Annotated in this window: 15 protein-coding genes; 3 read left to right on the top strand and 12 right to left on the bottom strand. The window is 60.3% G+C overall.

Annotation, left to right across the window (positions count from 1 at the left end):
• Nucleotides 1-142: 142 nt before the first annotated feature.
• The 9 genes from ACREC7_RS06930 to ACREC7_RS06890 all read right to left on the bottom strand — a co-directional run bounded on the left by ACREC7_RS06930 (nt 143) and on the right by ACREC7_RS06890 (nt 10601).
• The gene (locus tag ACREC7_RS06930) at nt 143-667 is read right to left on the bottom strand and encodes a DUF1097 domain-containing protein (protein WP_431554959.1); all 525 of its coding nucleotides are present in this window, start codon (nt 665-667) and stop codon (nt 143-145) included.
• Nucleotides 668-1195: 528 nt separating this feature from the next.
• Complete coding sequence (locus tag ACREC7_RS06925) at nt 1196-2782, bottom strand: porin (RefSeq protein WP_431554958.1); 1587 nt, start codon at nt 2780-2782, stop codon at nt 1196-1198.
• A 214-nt stretch (nt 2783-2996) separates the two neighbouring features.
• Nucleotides 2997-3599, bottom strand: coding sequence for a superoxide dismutase (locus ACREC7_RS06920; protein ID WP_431554957.1), 603 nt, complete (start codon nt 3597-3599; stop codon nt 2997-2999).
• Between the two features lie 78 nt (nt 3600-3677).
• Entirely contained in the window at nt 3678-4655 is a 978-nt protein-coding gene (locus tag ACREC7_RS06915; RefSeq protein WP_431554956.1) for an electron transfer flavoprotein subunit alpha/FixB family protein, read from the bottom strand.
• Nucleotides 4652-5491, bottom strand: a complete 840-nt coding sequence (locus tag ACREC7_RS06910) for an electron transfer flavoprotein subunit beta/FixA family protein (protein WP_431554955.1) — start codon at nt 5489-5491, stop codon at nt 4652-4654. The genes ACREC7_RS06915 and ACREC7_RS06910 overlap by 4 nt, the downstream gene beginning before the upstream one ends.
• Nucleotides 5488-6297 (bottom strand): (Fe-S)-binding protein, encoded by an 810-nt coding sequence (locus tag ACREC7_RS06905; RefSeq protein WP_431554954.1) that lies wholly within the window; start codon nt 6295-6297, stop codon nt 5488-5490. The genes ACREC7_RS06910 and ACREC7_RS06905 overlap by 4 nt, the downstream gene beginning before the upstream one ends.
• A gap of 8 nt (nt 6298-6305) precedes the next feature.
• Entirely contained in the window at nt 6306-7586 is a 1281-nt protein-coding gene (locus tag ACREC7_RS06900; protein ID WP_431554953.1) for a 4Fe-4S dicluster domain-containing protein, read from the bottom strand.
• 87 nt (nt 7587-7673) lie between these two features.
• Nucleotides 7674-8999, bottom strand: a complete 1326-nt coding sequence (locus tag ACREC7_RS06895; protein WP_431554952.1) for an acyl-CoA dehydrogenase family protein — start codon at nt 8997-8999, stop codon at nt 7674-7676.
• A gap of 264 nt (nt 9000-9263) precedes the next feature.
• A complete protein-coding gene (locus tag ACREC7_RS06890; protein ID WP_431554951.1) occupies nt 9264-10601 on the bottom strand; it encodes an acyl-CoA dehydrogenase family protein in 1338 nt (445 codons plus the stop codon).
• Between the two features lie 322 nt (nt 10602-10923).
• Here ACREC7_RS06890 and folE point away from each other — a divergent pair, with 322 nt between their 5' ends.
• Nucleotides 10924-11538 carry a GTP cyclohydrolase I FolE gene (gene folE, locus ACREC7_RS06885; RefSeq protein WP_431554950.1) on the top strand — a complete coding sequence of 205 codons (615 nt, stop codon included), beginning with the start codon at nt 10924-10926 and terminating at the stop codon, nt 11536-11538.
• A 454-nt stretch (nt 11539-11992) separates the two neighbouring features.
• Nucleotides 11993-12640: a helix-turn-helix transcriptional regulator gene (locus ACREC7_RS06880; protein ID WP_431554949.1), complete on the top strand. Its 648-nt coding sequence runs from the start codon at nt 11993-11995 to the stop codon at nt 12638-12640.
• Between the two features lie 169 nt (nt 12641-12809).
• On the opposite strand, the gene ACREC7_RS06875 is transcribed toward ACREC7_RS06880, so the two are convergent.
• Nucleotides 12810-13472, bottom strand: coding sequence for a glutathione S-transferase family protein (locus ACREC7_RS06875; protein ID WP_431554948.1), 663 nt, complete (start codon nt 13470-13472; stop codon nt 12810-12812).
• Nucleotides 13473-13617: 145 nt separating this feature from the next.
• On the opposite strand from ACREC7_RS06875, the gene ACREC7_RS06870 reads away from it, so the two are divergent.
• A complete protein-coding gene (locus ACREC7_RS06870) occupies nt 13618-14202 on the top strand; it encodes a TetR/AcrR family transcriptional regulator (RefSeq protein ID WP_431554947.1) in 585 nt (194 codons plus the stop codon).
• Between the two features lie 3 nt (nt 14203-14205).
• Here the strand turns inward: ACREC7_RS06870 and ribH are convergent, their stop codons facing one another.
• A complete protein-coding gene (ribH, locus tag ACREC7_RS06865) occupies nt 14206-14676 on the bottom strand; it encodes a 6,7-dimethyl-8-ribityllumazine synthase (RefSeq protein WP_431554946.1) in 471 nt (156 codons plus the stop codon).
• 6 nt (nt 14677-14682) lie between these two features.
• Nucleotides 14683-15807, bottom strand: coding sequence for a 3,4-dihydroxy-2-butanone-4-phosphate synthase (gene ribB / locus ACREC7_RS06860; protein WP_431554945.1), 1125 nt, complete (start codon nt 15805-15807; stop codon nt 14683-14685).
• Nucleotides 15808-15843: the final 36 nt, after the last annotated feature.

Raw genomic sequence — 15843 nt, 5'->3', positions numbered from 1 at the left:
CAGTTGCGGTGAATAGCGGCTTGATCCTATTCATTAGCTTTAGCTTTCCTTTTGGATGGGGTAGTGGCATCAGAAAAGGAAAAGGGGATCGGCTCGAAGCTGATCCCCTTAACCGTTGGCATCGTCAATCCTCCCAGGATTCTCAGGACAATTTGGCGGCTTGCTTAGACTTCAGCACACCTGCCAATTGGCCCATAAGATAGCCAAGCACAGCGCCCAAAATGCTGGAAACAACTATGAGGAAGAGTGGGTTCGAGTTGTCAGGGGCGGTTAGTGCATCCAATTTGCCCGCTGACAGCGTATAGCCGACCAGCGCGGCATAGCCGAAGACATTGGCCGGGACTGCGGAGAGCAGATCGACCGACGCCACGATGACAAGAAAAAAGGCCGTCACACCGACAACGATCGCGGGCCAAACCGCGCCTAAGCTCGGCACCGGGACTTTGGCAATGATCAAGAGCGCGACCCAGGCGATCATCGCGCCATAGATCATGCCGACAATTGTCTTCGTCAGCGCCTTGGTATCGCCGCCGGTAGCAAAAAAGCAGCCAGCCGCGATAAAGCCGGCCCAGACCAGAGCGTATCCGGCTATGGGGCCGAGCGCCATCAGCGCCCAAATGCCACCGAGTACGGCGACACTGACTGAAAGTGCGAGCAATTCCGACATGGACGTTTCTCCTCTTAGATTTGCTTGGGTGGTGGAACAAGAGCGGTGTTCTTAGCTCACGGGCGCTTTTGGCCTGCGGCAGGCTTCTGTCTTCGATGCGCATCTTGACGGCGAGCCCAAATCCACCACCGTCACGTGGACCGATGGAAACCGCGCAGGTGACTTTGGCCGTGCTCGCGTCCTGTTCGTGCTGCTTTGCCACAAGGTCAAGCGCGCCACCGAAATAGGCGGCGTATCCCGCGGCAAAGAGGTGCTCGGGCGTGGTTGTTCCCGGCTTACCGGGCCGCCCATCTCCTTCGGCACCGACAAATTGGTCCCGACCAAACCATCGCTAGCCTTGAAGTAACCGTTGCGGCCGCCCGTGGCGGTCGCAGTTGCGGTGAATAGCGGCTTGATCCTATTCATTAGCTTTAGCTTTCCTTTTGGATGGGGTAGTGGCATCAGAAAAGGAAAAGGGGATCGGCTCGAAGCTGATCCCCTCAACCGTTGGCATCGTCAATCCTCTCCGAGATGGACCTTTGGGACAGGCTAGAAGAAGATCACGCCGCCAAGCTGGAAAATATCGAGAGCATCCCAACTGGTTTGCAGGCTCTTGCCGAACTTGCCGTTGGCGTAGCAGGGGCCGCTTGAGCTGCCGACGCAAGTGGTGCCAAGATTAATACCATTGAGGTTGAGGTCGAGACGCTGCCACCGAGCGAAGACGTGCATGGACGCGGAGTCGATTTCCTGCACCACGCCCACGCCATAGCGCCGTACCTCAGAGCCAGTCACGATCGAATCGGTGACGAGGGCGACGCCCTTTGAGGATCCCCTGGTAGCCACACCAGTCGGAATGAAGGCTTCGCAAAAGGTGTTACCGGCGGAGGTAAAGAAGTTGTCGCCACCTGGCAGTCCGCAGATGCCCTGGTACATGTCGTCATACTGGGCCCACTCACCGAAGATAACGGTGGTGCCAACCGGCATGTATTTCTTCCGGACCCCGAATTTTGTGTACCAGACATTATTGTCGTTGACGTCGTTGTCGCCGATTTTGCCGCTCTTCAAATTGATGGTCTTGTACTGGGTCCCGTCGTTCTGCTCGTTCTGATACAGGCCATAGAAAAACAGGCCAGTGGGAACATGCATGATCGAGCCTCCGACCTGGAAGAGGCCGGTATCCTTGCGATAGCCTTGGAACGGCGTGCCGCCGCCACCCAAGAACCCAACATTGGTGCAACCGCTCTTGCCAGGGGCAGAGCAACCTTCATCGGTCTCTGAGGTCCAGGCGATCGCCGCCTGACTCTTCCAGATCTCCGTGTCGAGATCGTATTTCAGGGCGACGTCCCACATGTCGTCTTCGCCATAGGACGTCGATACGCTAAAGCCGGCCCACGTCGGGCTGTCGTAGCGGACATTGTTGTTGGGATAACCGTTGCAGTCGGCGCCAATACCGCCGCCACCAGTCAAGCAGGTCATGACGCTGAACCAAGTGAAATCGCTTGCGAGATCGTTGGAATTTCTAACGCCCTTCGGCCGAATGAGCATGCCGACGCCATCGTACAGCACCGCGTTCGACTCGATTGCGGTGCCGGACAGGTCACGCAGCACGAGCAGATTGTCCGTCGGCTGGCGGGATTGACCCCAGTTCAGCGTGCCCCAATTGTCGCTCTTGACCCACATATAGGACAACAGCGTGTTGATGCTGCCGAAGAGGACGCAATTGTCATTGAGCTGGTTCTCGCAAAAGCCGACCGTGGCGCTAGTGCCGGGCACCTCGACCTGCATCGTGTAACCGCCGGACCAGCCGGGAGCGATGTGCGCGCTACCCGAAATGTTGATGTGGCTCGACAGCGTGTTGTCCCGATCGCCGACGTAAAAGTTTTGCTCGTGACCGTCGTCCCACCACGACCCGCGCTTGGTCACCCACCCAGAGATGGTCACTGAGACCTTCTTGTTGCCCTTGCGGACGGTGGTCGCCTCTAACTCAGCTACCCGATCCTCGAGGTCCACGCAGCAGTCACCCCCAAGATCCGCAGCCTTCACCGGGCCGGCGCTCACGGCCAAGCCGCCAAGCATCATGCCAAGCGCAGCCGCTACGGCGGCGCGGCATGGCGTCTTTGTTAGTCCCCCAACCATTTGGTATTCCCCCCGTCGAGTTGCAGCCTTCCCGTCAATCGACAACACACTCAATGGGGGATACGTTATATATGGCGTATTTATATGTCAAAAGTTTTAATAGCTGGAAGAGGCCATTTTCGGGGACATTTTTGACTTCAGTGACAGGAATGCCGCAGCGGATCAGACGCGCACCATCGGGCCGCCCAATCGTGTCGATTCGCCGCCAGGTGTGCTATTTGGGAGCGCGTGCGAACATTTCTTCTACGTGGTCCCAGTTGATGAGATTGTCGAACCACGCCTCGAGATATTTCGGCCGGAGATTGCGATAGTCGATGTAATAAGCGTGCTCCCACACGTCGCAGCCAAGCAAAGGCCAGCCGCCATGAACGAGCGGGTTCTCGCCATTCGGGGTCTTGGTGACCTCGAGCTTGCCGTCCTTCAGCGTAAGCCAGCACCAGCCTGAGCCGAATTGGGTCTTGCCGGCCTCGATGAAGGCATCGCGGAACTTGTCGAAGCCGCCGAGGTCGCGGTCGATCAGGGCAAGCACCGAGCCCGGCACTTTCTTGCCGCCGCCGCCCTTCTTCATCCAGGGCCAGAAATTGTTGTGGTTGAAGTCTTGCCCGGCGTTGTTGAACACGCCCTGGTTCTTGCCGTAGCTCGCCTTGACGATCTCCTCGAGACTCATGCCCTCGAAACCGGAGCCTGGCAGCAGCTTGTTCAGCATGTCGACATAGGCCTGGTGATGTTTGTCATGGTGATAATGAAGCGTTTCCGCCGACATATACGGCTCGAGCGCTTCGTAGGCATAAGGGAGGGTCATCAGTTCGAAGGTCACGGCAGCTCTCCTTTGATCGCGTCGCAACAGTTGGTGGGCTGCGAACTGTCGTTTCGTGCGGCCCTCGCCCCTCACTTCTTAGGCACGCTTCGCGCGTTCCAACGCCTGGAGAAAGGCCGGCACGACCTCATAGAGATCGCCGATAACACTGTAGTCGGTCTCCGCGTGGATTGGCGCCTTGGGGTCGTTGTTGATTGTGACGACAGTGCGCGCACCTTTCATGCCAACAATGTGCTCGATTTGTCCGGATATTCCGCATGCAATGTAAAGGTTGGGCTTCACCGTCTGACCCGACAATCCGACGCGGCGGTCCGTAGGCAGCCAGTCGACATCGCCCGTCAGAGGTCGCGAACCGGCAAGAACACCACCGAGAGCGCCAGCCAGCGCGTCGAGCAGGGCGAGATCCTCAACCTTCTTCACACCGCGCCCAGCAGCAACGATGACCTCAGCCTTGGTCACATCGACGGCGCTCCTGACGCGCGGCGAAGTCGCCTGGATTCGGACGCGGGGCGGTGGCAGCGTGACCGCAAGCTCCCTGATCGAGCCACGCACTTCCTGCACCGGCTCCGCCTTCGGAAAGCGACTCGGCGGGACTGATGCCACCTGCGGGCGTCCCGAGAGAAGCTGCGTGGCCGTGAAGCGGCCGCCAAAGACGCGCCTTTCGATTTCGAGATCGCCGTCCTGAACCCGGCGCAATGTCATGCAGTTGCTCGCGCAGGGAACCTCCAGGGCTTGGGCCAAACGCGCCACGACGTCGTTGCCCATGCGCGTGGCGCCGATCAGAATTGTGTCCGGATCCTTAACTTGCACTGCCTCACGCAGCGCGAGGGCGAACTCTTCCGCCCCGGGCGGCGCCGCGTCGGCAGTTTGCATCACCATGGCCTCGTCGGCACCCCGCGTCAGGCAATCCTGCGCCAACGCGGCTGCATTCGGTCCGATAGCGACAGCAGTCACGCGACCGCCCGCCGCCCCGCCAAGCGCGCGGCCGGCTGTCAACAGTTCGGCGAGCGTATCGGCGCCCTCGGCAAAGATCAGTATCTTCGCAGTGTCCGTCACAATTTCACCTCACCATCGGCGCCCAGCAGGGAAAGAAGATTGGTGGCCATTTCCGCCGGAGTCTTGCCGACGATGATGATCCGCTTGCGCGAGCTCGGCGGTGCTGTGACATCGGTGGTCCGCAGCGAGGCACCGTGCCCTAGGGCATCAGGTTCGAATCCAGGAACGTCACTGAGCGCCATCTCCCGGATCGGCTTGTTGCGCGCGCCCATAACCTGCAGGACCGTCGGGATTCGAGCCTGATTGATCTCCGTCCCGACGGTCACAAGGGCGGGGAGATCCGTCTCCAGCGTTTCGGAACGGTCCTCGGTGACACGATTGACGATGAGGCGACCCTGTTGGATCTCGAGTTTGGTCGCATAGGCAATCGCCGGAACATCGAGCGCCACGGCAACGCGCGGCCCAATCTGGGCATTGAATTGGTCCGCAGACGCTTCACCCGCAATCAACAGGTCCCATGACGCGATCTTCTCAGCGGCCTGAACCGCGCGCGCCGCCGCCGCGAGCGCCACCGCCAATCGGTACGGGTCGGCGGCAGCTTTGGTCTCGTCCTTGATGACGTATAGCGCCTCGATGCCCATGGCCATCGCCCGCAGCAGAACGTCGCGCGGCGGCAGCTCACCGGGTGTGACGCTGACGCCAAAGACACGGCCACCGTGCTTGGCGCAGAGTTGAAGACCGGCCTCGATTGCATTGTCGTCGAACGTGCTGATGCGAAACGGCGCCCGCGCCAGATCCGGATGGCCGTCTGCATCGGCCTGCAACTGATTGGGATCGCGGACGAATTTCATCAAGACGAGGACGTTTAGTGGTCGGCCGCCGATGGCGTCGCTCATATCGGCCCCCCCTCGTTCGGTGGACACGGCTTCGCGGAATTGCTGCCGGTCTCGCGTGCCCCGTCGTGCTCGAGGGCATCGGCGACGATCTCCGCGATGTCCTTGATCTGGAGACTGCTATCCGCCGCGGTCTGCGCGCCCTGCGACAGCATCTTTATGCAGAACGGGCATTCGGCCACGACGACGCGCGCGCCCGTTCCGACTGCCTCCTTGATGCGCAACGTGCTGGCGGACTCTTTCTTGGCGACGTCATACCAATAATTGGCGCCACCGCCGCCGCAACAGAAGCTGCGCTCGGCATGCCGCGGCATTTCCACGAGCGCATCGCCGTACACCGCCTTGAGCACCGCGCGGGGCGCGTCGAAGATCCTGTTGTAGCGGCCGACGTAGCAGGAATCGTGCAGTGTCGCCGGCACGGACTCATCGCGACGCAACCGGATCCGCCCCTGCTCGAGCAGGCTGGCGATGAGTTCGGAGTGGTGCATCACTTCGAACTTGCCCCCGAAGCGAGGATACTCGTTCTTGAAAACGTGGAAGCAGTGCGCGCAATGCGTCACGATCCGCTGCGCGCCATGGCGCTGAAGCGTGTCGATGTTCTGCAATGCCAGCTGCTGAAACAGGCCTTCCTCGCCGAGCCGGCGCGCGGCGTCGCCGCTGCAGGCTTCCTCCGCCCCGAGGAAGCGGAGCCGGATGCCGGCGGCGCGCAGCACCTTCGCCGTGGCCTGCGCGATCGCGGCGACGCGAGGGTCGTAACTTGCAGCGCAACCCATCCAGTAGACCCAGTCGGTGTCTTCGCCATCGTCCATCGTTTTGCCTATTCGTCTGAAGAGCCGGCAGCGGAGCGCAATTCCGCTGCGAGCTGGTTTCGTTGTTCGGCCGGCAGGCCATAGGCATTGCTGCTACGGCTGAGGTTTGCGAGAAACTCTGTCTGGCGCTTGTCGATCTGCTGTCCGGCAACCAGCTGGCGCCGGAACGGGATGATGTAGTCGACCGGCCGGATGAACACCGGACAGGCTTCGACACAGGCGGCGCAGGTCGTGCAGGCCCAGAGATCCGCGTGCTTCACGACGTTCCTGGCCAGCACATCCTCGCTTGTAAGGCCGGCGAGCAATCTGGCCCGCAGCGCCTGCACCAATCGCCGCGGGGACAAAGCCGTACCCATCGCCATCGCCGGACAGACCTCGTCGCATCGCCCGCAATTTGTGCAAGCCTGCAGCGCGAAGCGCAAACCCGAGTCAAGATCGGACAGGCTCGTGGCGCCGACCTTCACGTCGAATTCCCCGGTCTCCATGAGTTGTCTGAGATCGAACGGAGTGCTCAGCTCTTTTTGGGGCCTTCCTGGTTGCGCCATGAGATTGAGGGGCGCGGCCACGGAATGCAGGAACGTGGTGTACGGCAGCGAGGCGATCAGCGAAAAGGCGACGAAGGCGTGCGTCCACCACAGCGCTTCATAGGTCGTTTGCGCGATGGGCCCGACGCCCGCAGATGACAACAGCGAGGCGAGCCGTACGCCGACGAAGGACCAGCCGGCCCAAGTAACCGGATGGATGATGAAGCGGAGGGCCTCGAGCACGAAGCCGGTGAGACCGAGATAGAGCAGTCCACAAATGAGGACGAGGAATTGGTATTGAATGCGCCGCTGATCGGGCCCGGTGCTGCGAAGCCTCACCAATCGCCAGATAAGCGCGGCAAGCAGACCGACGACAAACACGACGCCGAATGCGTCAGCGAAACTCTCGAAAAACAGATAGCGCTGACCGATCAGGACGCGGAAGCCGAGAGGGCGCGTGATGTCCCAATCAATGGCCACGATGGTGGTCGCGGCCAGGAGCACGAGGAATCCAAGGAAAATCCCAAGATGCGGCCAGCCGCGCGGCCGCTGAGCTACGCGGCGTTGGAGCAAGCCAAAGCGCCCGAAGCGGCCAATGGCCGCGGCAATGCCGCCGGAACTATGCGTGACTATCCGCCTGAGCCCAGCCCAGCTCAATCGCCGCCACAGCCCGACCACGAAGACCACGGCGAACGGCGCGAAAAGTACATAGAGGCCTACTTCCGCCCACGGGGGGACGAGGCCGAACGTGTCACGCACGGGCATGGCGAGCTACCGATAGGCTGGTTGAAAAGCTCGGCCCCGACTGATCAGTCGGGGCCGAACGTTGTGTCCTCGCTCGGACGTGTTTGCCTACCTAGCGGTCGGGATGGTCGTGACCGTACCGAGCCCCTCCATGGACTTACTGAATGGAATCTCCTCATTGTCCATGAAAGCGCGAGGATTGAAGTCCGGATCCGCCATAACGCCCCAGATCTTCCGACGTTGCATGCCCATGTTGCCCGCGTCGTAGATCGGGAAACACATCATGTCGCGCAGGTACTTATCGAGCGGATGGCTGCGGCGGTCGTAGCTGTTGACGCCCATGACACGCATGCAGTCATACACGACCTCCATTCCGACCTCGCCGCAATAGATCTTCGTCATGGCGCCGAGCGAATGGTTTTCGCAGTCGTAGAGGTCGGCATAGTAGCCGGCCTTGTAGCAGAAATAGCGCATGGCCTCGATCTTCATCGCGATGTTGGTCAGCATGTAACCGACATTCTGATGATAGATGATCGGATCCATGCCGCCGGCCGTGTATTCCTTGCACCATTTCAGGGTGTACTCGTAGGCCGCTCTGGCGGTGCCCACGGCGGCGATGCCGGCCACCGGGCCGGACCAGGTGAAGTCCTTGCTGATGATGAGATCGCCATTGCCGACGGCGAAGGCGTTTTCTGCGGGCACGCGCACGTCCTTGAAGCGGATGTCGGCGTTTTGGTTAAGGCGCTGCCCCATCTTGTCGATGCACGGCTCGTAGGTGACGCCAGGCGTACCCCGGGGAACGAGGACGGCGCCCAATCCGTCTTTGCCGCCCTTGTTGCGATCGGTTCGGACAAGGACGGTGCTGACGTCGGGGCCCTTCATGTCCCAACCCGCGCCGTTCGAGGGCCAGTATTTGCGGCCGTTGAGGACGTACTCCCCGTTCTTGAGGTCCGCCGTCACTTGGATACCAGCCTTCGGATTGGGATGATCGAAGTTGGCGGTTCCGCCGGGGGTGCCGGCCGGCTCCGAAACCACCCAGGCAGCCAGATAGTCCTTGCTCGGGCTATTGCACGCCTCGGTGAGCCACTTCTTCTTTTGCGCAGCGCTGCCGTACCAGACCAACGGCATCAGGGCCAAGCCATTGACGAGCAACACGCAGCCGAAGCCCGGATCGATCGCGCCGATTTCCTCGACGGCGATCAGCACGTCGACATTGGTAAGCCCTCCGCCGCCGTATTCCTTCGGCAAGAATCCCGTCGCGAAGCCCATTTCGTAGGCCTTCTGATAGACGGGTTTGATCATCTGGAAGCCTTTTTGCGGGTCCGGCTCGGCGTCAGCCGCTCGAACGACCGGCTTGAGGATGTCCTCCGAAAACTCGCGGGCGACCTTCTGCAAGGTCTTCTGTTCCGGCGTTAATGAGAAGTCGATAGCCATGGCGTTTCTCTCCCAAACTGTTGTATCCCGAGGCTTGCTGTGCCCCTAGCGTCAGACGTTGACCGAAGGCGAACGACGGGCTCAGTCAGCGTGAGATTCAATACTTTAAGCAGTATAAATAGTCAAAAGTCTTTTTGCGTTCGAGCCTTCGTCTGTCATCCGAACGAATCGGAGTTGTTGGCGCGACGGCAGCCCGGCGTCCCGAGTTCAGATTTTTCCGCTGCAACCGCCGCGAGTCGGCGATATCGCGGCAAGGGTCGGCGACTACTGGGCGCCCTTGGTTCGGCTCGCCCTTTCGGGGACGGCCGGAGGCCACGTCTTCCCAAACGGCGTGAGCTCGTTATTCATGATCGCCCTGGGATCGAACGCGGCATCCTTCATCACGCCCCAAAGCTTGCGCATCTGCATTCCCATATTGCCCGCGTCATAGAGTGGAAAGACGGTGGCTTCCCGCAGATAGCGTTCAAGTGGCAGGGTCTTGTCCAAAGCGTTGACGCCCATGACTTTCATGGCCTGGAACACCGCGCCAAACAGGATCTCGCTACAGAATATCTTAGCCATGGGGCCGACCGCATGACCGTTTGAATCATGTAGATCGTTGTAGTGTGCCGCCTTCCAGGAGAACGCACGGCATGCCTCGATCTTCATGGCGACCTCCGCCAGCGCATAACCTACTGCCTGGTGGTTGATGATCGGCTTGTCGCCGCCGGCCGTGTAGGTCTTGGCCCAGTCAAGTACGTATTCATATGCCGATCGCGCCACCCCAACCGATGCAATCGCCGCCACCGGGGCGGACCAGGTGAAGGCCTTATTGATGACAAGGTCCCCGTGCCCCAGGGCGAACATGTTCTCCTCGGGGATGCGGCAATCCGTGAAGGCAATGCAATTATTCTGGCAGGTCCGGTGGCCGAATTTGGAGACTGGGCGGCCGTAGGCGACACCCTTCGTCCCCCGCGGCACTATGGCGCAGCTTAGGCCAGTGTCACCACCGGCTTCGGGCGCCGTACGGACCACACAGATGTTTACATTTGCCCCCTTGAGATCCCACCCGCCGGAATTGCAGGGCCATTTCTTTCTGCCGTTCAGGACATATTCCCCGTTGGCACGATCGTGAATCGCAATGAGGCTGATGCCTACCGGCGCGGGACCGGGGTGATCAAAATTGGCGGTGCCGCCGGGGACACCAGCGGCTTCACTCACCGTCCAGCCGGCAAGGTATTCGCCGCGCGGATCGCTGGTCGCGCGCACCAGCCATTTGCGCTTCTGCGCCTCTGACCCGAACCACACCAACGGCATCAAGGCGAGGCCATTGACGAGAAGAATAGTGGCGAAGCCGGGATCCACGGCGGTGATCTCTTCCGCGATCACCTGAAGGTCCATGTTGCTCACGCCGGCGCCGCCATAGGCCTTCGGCAGGAAGCCGGTGGCGAAGCCCAACTTATAGGCTTCAACGTAGGCACCCTTCATCAGCGCGAACGCTTTCTGAGTATCCTGCGCATCGTCTGCAGCGCGAACCACCGGACCCAGGATGTCATTCGCGAACTCCCGAGCGACGCGCTGCAGGCGCCGTTGCGGCGTAGTCAAGGTGAAATCAATTGCCACTTAACAGCTCGCACAGTTCGCTTGCGGCGGTTAACTCGCGGACCGGCGCCGCCATCACGGAAAGCTCTTGAGGAACGCTCGCATTGATAATAACTTATGACATAGAAATATGCAAAAAGGTTTGAAATGATCTGGATACACCAAACAAGCAGCGCCTGCCATCGGATTTCGCGAATTCTCCCGCTCGATCCCCGTAGGCGACACCAGGTTCCCCACCACGATCGACAGCGGCTGTTCCCAAGGAATTTTTGGGATTCCCATCGTTCCACCCAACTCGGCAGCTAGCTCTAGACTGCGCCGGCATCGGTCAGGAGACGTCTTTATGAGTGCCACTTTGCAAGCCGTCGAGCGCGTGCCCCTCGTCACGGATGTCAATCGGCCAAGCCGCGCCGAAGTCGAAGCGGCGATTCGAACGATTATTCGGTGGACAGGCGATGATCCGGAACGTGACGGCTTGATCGAGACCCCTGGCCGCGTAGTGCGTGCGCTAGAAGAGTTTTACGTGGGTTACGCGCAAGACCCGGTCGAGATCCTACTGAAGGCCTTCCGGCAAGCCGGGGATTATGACGGCATGATCGTATTGCGGGGGATCTGCGTCGAGAGCCATTGTGAGCATCACATGCAACCGATCACCGGCAGGGCGTGGGTAGCTTACGTTCCCGCGGATCGCGTCGTCGGTATCAGCAAACTTGCCCGGGTCGTCGAGGTTTATGCAAAACGTCTGCAAACCCAAGAAAAGTTGACCGCGCAAATCGCCAATACTATCAACGATGTTCTCAAGCCGATGGGGGTCGGAGTCATCATCAAGGCATCGCATCGCTGCATGACCGCGCGCGGCGTAAGCAAACCTAATACAGATTTGGTCACGAGCCACATGCTGGGCTGTTTTCGTGATAATATATTGATTCGTCAAGAATTTCTCGGCATCGCAGTATGATGCGGCAGGGGCATCAAGCATACCCGCTCGTCTTAAGCGACGGATTGCCACCACGCCAAGCTGCGACAAGACATGCTACTGGCTGTCGACGAGCGCCGCACCGGGTGTCCAATAGCTCGATGCGTGCTGACGTTACCATTGCCCTTCTTGGTTGATAGCCGCGGTATCGCGGTCGCGGGGGCGCTGTCGCCGCCGGGGCTCTGACGAAAGGCGGTTGAAAAAGAGACGCCGAATGGCTGAGCCATTCGGCGTGAGGGGAAGGAAAGCGGGTAAGGAGATACCCTCTTCGAATATAGTTTCGGCATAAAAATATGTCAAAAGTTTTTTGAGGCATGTTGGTCGTGGACTTCCGGTCGTGACGCCGGAGCAACAAAACCACGTGATAACCTGCGAATCACGCGGTTTTCATTGCCTCGACTCGGCCCCTTGCCGTATACGAAATTGGATGGGAGCCATGGATTTAGCGCTAGCCGGAACTGAGGACACGCAGCAGCGTTTGCTTTCTCAACTTCTGGACTGCAAAACTGGCCTGACTGTCGATGAATTGGCAGATCGCCTCGACATCAGCCGTACCGCAGTGAAGCAGCATATAGCGGCACTCGAGAGAAGCGGCTATGTGGCTTGCAACGCGTCGCGCAAGACGGGGGGCCGACCGAGCCGCGTCTATGTGCTGACCAACGCTGGTATAGACAACTTTCCCAAGAAATATTCCTGGTTTTCGCGCGTCCTGTTCGAGAGCTTGCGCGCGAAGATCGGTGCCGACGAATTCGCGCAATACATGTTTGACCTTGGTGTCGAGATGTCCGCGGCGGCGATTCCACGGCTGGTAGGCCGGACGCGTCTAGAGCGCGTCGCGGAGATCGTAAAGATTATGAACGAGACCGGTTTTGTCGCGCGCACAATTACCGCGGAAGAAGGTGAAGCCCTGCCACGAATTGAGTGCAAGAACTGCGTCTATCACGATCTGTCCAAGGAGTATGTCGAGGTCTGCCGGTTCGACATCGGCTTCATCAGCGGCCTCATGGGCAGCGAGGTCGAGCTTCAAGAATGCATGCAGCGCGGCGGCCAGGCATGTCGCTTCCGCCTCAAGCCGCTGGCCTAATTCCCGGGCAGCCCACGATAGTTGTCGCTGCACGCCGAGACGAGACATCTCGAGGGCGAAGCATTGCCCGTTTGTCGTGGCAGCCACCCTTGCAGCAAGCTTGCGCCAAAAAAGTTGAGGCCCGGGGGCGGAGCCGCCGGGCCTCTGATGACAAGGAACCCTTTGGGGATCAGGCAGCCTTGCGAAACATTTGCGGGATGGTGGCCGCGTAGCTAGGCCGATCCTGGAACGCCTTGCGGTGACGCGCGACGTTCGGCGCCCCTTCCAGTAGGCCCGGCCCCTCCGGCGCGACCACGACCAGCCCATCGATCATGGGCATCAGGATGAAGTCGTCGATATACGGCACCTTCCCGTGCAAGAACGGTCCCTTGCTGAGCGCCTTGTTCAGAATCGCAAGATGATCGCGGATATCGGGAATGGATGCATCGATGGTAGCGCGGTCGACCTTTCCGCTGCCGGTGAGTTGCGGGATCACGTATTGATTGACGCAGCGCCCCATGACGGAACGCGTGGCGTAATCCATCAAGGCGCACACCCATTGCTCCATGCGCGCAGCTTCGAGGGCGTCGTCAGGCACGAGCGCCGGTCCGTCGAACATGCCGTCGACATAGCGGGCAATGGCGGCTGTCTCGAACAGCACGACATCGCCGTGCCGCATGGCCGGAATGCGACCGAAGGGGTGCAGCTTGAGATGCTTGTCCGATTTGAGGTCGCCGAGCCCGGTCATGCCGTTGGTAGTGAGTTCGTAGGCGACGCCCTTTTCCTCGCACGCGATGCGGGCGGCTCGCACCCAATTGGAGACGTCAAAGCCGATGATTTCCAGTTTTGCCATACACAAATCTCCTCATCCTCGTCCGGCACCCGAGCCAGATCGATCGCCATTCTTGGTGAGGACTAAATATGTTCAAGAACATAAGATGAGCCCGGTCTATGCTTGACTGCAAACAGCAAGCAAGCGGCCGTGGGAGGAGCATTCGATGCCATATTCACAGGCGCATAAAGCACGAACGCGAGAACGGATCGTCGAGAGCGCGCGACGCCTGTTCAATCGCGAAGGCTTTGCCGGCGTCTCAATCGACGAGATCATGGCCGAGGCAGGGCTCACCCGCGGCGGCTTCTATAATCATTTCAATGCCAAGGAAGAGCTTTACGCGGAGGTCGTAAACGAGGAGGCCAAACGCTGGTCTACCCATGAGATGATGGAAGGCAACACCGCACGCGATCTCATCGCCGCTTATCTCTCCGAAGCGCATTTCGACGACCGCGAAAATTGCTGCCCCTTGATGGCGTTTCCTTCCGATGTGGCGCGGGGCGGCACGTCCGTAAAGTGCGCGTATCGTCGGGTCTTGGAGGTCATGGTTGGGGTTTTGGAGGACGGGCTTGAGGGCCGCACAGAGATGCGGGGGCGCGCCATGGCGCTCGCGGCTCTTTGCATCGGCGGCATGGCCGTCGCGCGCGCCGTAGACGATGTAAACCTTGCCCATGAGATCAGGAAAGCTGCGAAGGATTTGGCCTTGTCGGTCGCAGGACAGGAGAAGACGCGACTCGAAGCCGCCGAGTAGTGGTCAGCGCGGGCTTGCCGAGGAAAGGGTTCGGTCTAACTCCGCCAGTGCGCAAAAGGCCCTCGCCGCATCGCGTCCCTTGTTGCGCCCATCGACGCTCGAACGCACCCAGGCCTGCTCACGATTCTCGCAGGTGAGGACACCATTGCCGATAGGAACCGCATGTTCGATCGCGAGCTGATACAGACCCGCCGCTGATTCCCGCGCGACGATATCGTAATGTGATGTTTCGCCGCGGATGACGCAGCCAAGCGCGATGCAGCCGCGGTGTCGGGCGCCCCGCCCGACGAGGCCACTTATCAGGGCCAATCTCAGCGCCAAAGGGATCTCGAGCGCGCCAGGGACAGAAAGCCGCTCGAAGTCCGTCCCTTGCGAATTGAGCTCCTCGATGGCGCCGCTGGCGAGCTCATCGGCAATGTCCGCGTAGAAGCGCGCCTCGATGATCAAAACTGAACGCGGGTGCTTGCCGTTCATGGACCGCTACTCTAGCGCTCGGTGGCCCGCAACGTTGAGACCATAACCCTCAAGGCCCACGATCTTCCGGGCCGGCGCGTTGCTCATCAGCACCATCTCGCGCACGCCGAGATCGAGCAATATCTGGGCGCCGATGCCATATTCGATCAGGCGCTGCTGCCCGATGCGGTCGGAAGCCGGCTCACGCTTGAGTCGAGAGGAGACGGCGTCCGGTCGGCTCTCACGAATCAGCACGATGACGCCGCGGCCTGCCTCGCCGATGATGCGCATGGCTTTGTGCACCAATGTCTCGCGGTGACCTCCGGCGGAAAGCACATCTTCGAGCGTATTCATCGCATGAACGCGCACGAGCACTGGACCCTCATTCCCCACCTCGCCCTTGACGAGCGCGACATGCTCGGCCGAATCGATCGTCGTGGCATAGACTTTAAGATCAAAAATCCCGCCTTGGGCGCTGTCGATCTTGGTCTCGGCGATGACCTTGACCAGATGATCATAGCCAAGCCGGTAGGAAATTAGATCGGCGATGGTGCCGATCTTGATGTTGTGGTGGTGAGCGAACGCGATGAGATCAGGCAGCCGCGCCATGGTGCCGTCGTCGTTCATGATCTCGCAGATGACGCCGGCTGGATAGAGGCCGGCAAGCCGCGCCATATCCACGGCGGCCTCGGTATGGCCTGCGCGCACCAAAACGCCGCCATCCTTGGCAACCAGGGGGAAGACGTGACCCGGCGTGGTGATGTCGCGGAAATCCTTGGTCGGATCGATGGCGACCGACACGGTGCGCGCGCGGTCATGGGCGGAGATGCCGGTGCTTACGCCTTCGTGCGCCTCGATCGACACGGTGAAGGCTGTGGAGTGACGTGCGCGGTTGGAGCGCGGCATCATCTCGAGATGGAGCTGCTTGGCCCGCTCCGCGGTCAGCGCGAGGCAGATCAGCCCGCGGCCATGCTTGGCCATGAAATTGATGGCATCGGGCGTAGCCATCTGCGCCGGGATGACGAGGTCGCCCTCATTCTCACGTTGCTCGGCGTCGACCAAAATGAACATGCGGCCGTTGCGGGCGTCCTCTATGACCTCCTCGATCGGAGACAGCGCCGGATGATAGCGGGTCTGGCTTAGGGCGGTCACGATCGGATGCCTGTCTGTTGCCGCTTTCAATGCGAG

It is taken from the genome of Methyloceanibacter sp., assembly GCF_050728395.1.
Taxonomy (GTDB): domain Bacteria; phylum Pseudomonadota; class Alphaproteobacteria; order Rhizobiales; family Methyloligellaceae; genus Methyloceanibacter.
Note: the sequence above shows the minus strand (reverse complement) of the source record. Positions and strands in the feature narration are given on the sequence as shown.

What these genes read in the sequence shown, in the direction of transcription:
- ACREC7_RS06900 (WP_431554953.1), bottom strand. Translation starts at nt 7,586, where the DNA reads ATGCCCGTGCGTGACACGTTCGGCCTCGTCCCCCCGTGGGCGGAAGTA.
- ACREC7_RS06870 (WP_431554947.1), top strand. Translation starts at nt 13,618, where the DNA reads ATGCCATATTCACAGGCGCATAAAGCACGAACGCGAGAACGGATCGTC.
- ACREC7_RS06880 (WP_431554949.1), top strand. Translation starts at nt 11,993, where the DNA reads ATGGATTTAGCGCTAGCCGGAACTGAGGACACGCAGCAGCGTTTGCTT.
- ACREC7_RS06910 (WP_431554955.1), bottom strand. Translation starts at nt 5,491, where the DNA reads ATGAGCGACGCCATCGGCGGCCGACCACTAAACGTCCTCGTCTTGATG.
- ACREC7_RS06905 (WP_431554954.1), bottom strand. Translation starts at nt 6,297, where the DNA reads ATGGACGATGGCGAAGACACCGACTGGGTCTACTGGATGGGTTGCGCT.
- folE (WP_431554950.1), top strand. Translation starts at nt 10,924, where the DNA reads ATGAGTGCCACTTTGCAAGCCGTCGAGCGCGTGCCCCTCGTCACGGAT.
- ACREC7_RS06930 (WP_431554959.1), bottom strand. Translation starts at nt 667, where the DNA reads ATGTCGGAATTGCTCGCACTTTCAGTCAGTGTCGCCGTACTCGGTGGC.
- ribH (WP_431554946.1), bottom strand. Translation starts at nt 14,676, where the DNA reads ATGAACGGCAAGCACCCGCGTTCAGTTTTGATCATCGAGGCGCGCTTC.
- ACREC7_RS06875 (WP_431554948.1), bottom strand. Translation starts at nt 13,472, where the DNA reads ATGGCAAAACTGGAAATCATCGGCTTTGACGTCTCCAATTGGGTGCGA.
- ACREC7_RS06925 (WP_431554958.1), bottom strand. Translation starts at nt 2,782, where the DNA reads ATGGTTGGGGGACTAACAAAGACGCCATGCCGCGCCGCCGTAGCGGCT.
- ACREC7_RS06895 (WP_431554952.1), bottom strand. Translation starts at nt 8,999, where the DNA reads ATGGCTATCGACTTCTCATTAACGCCGGAACAGAAGACCTTGCAGAAG.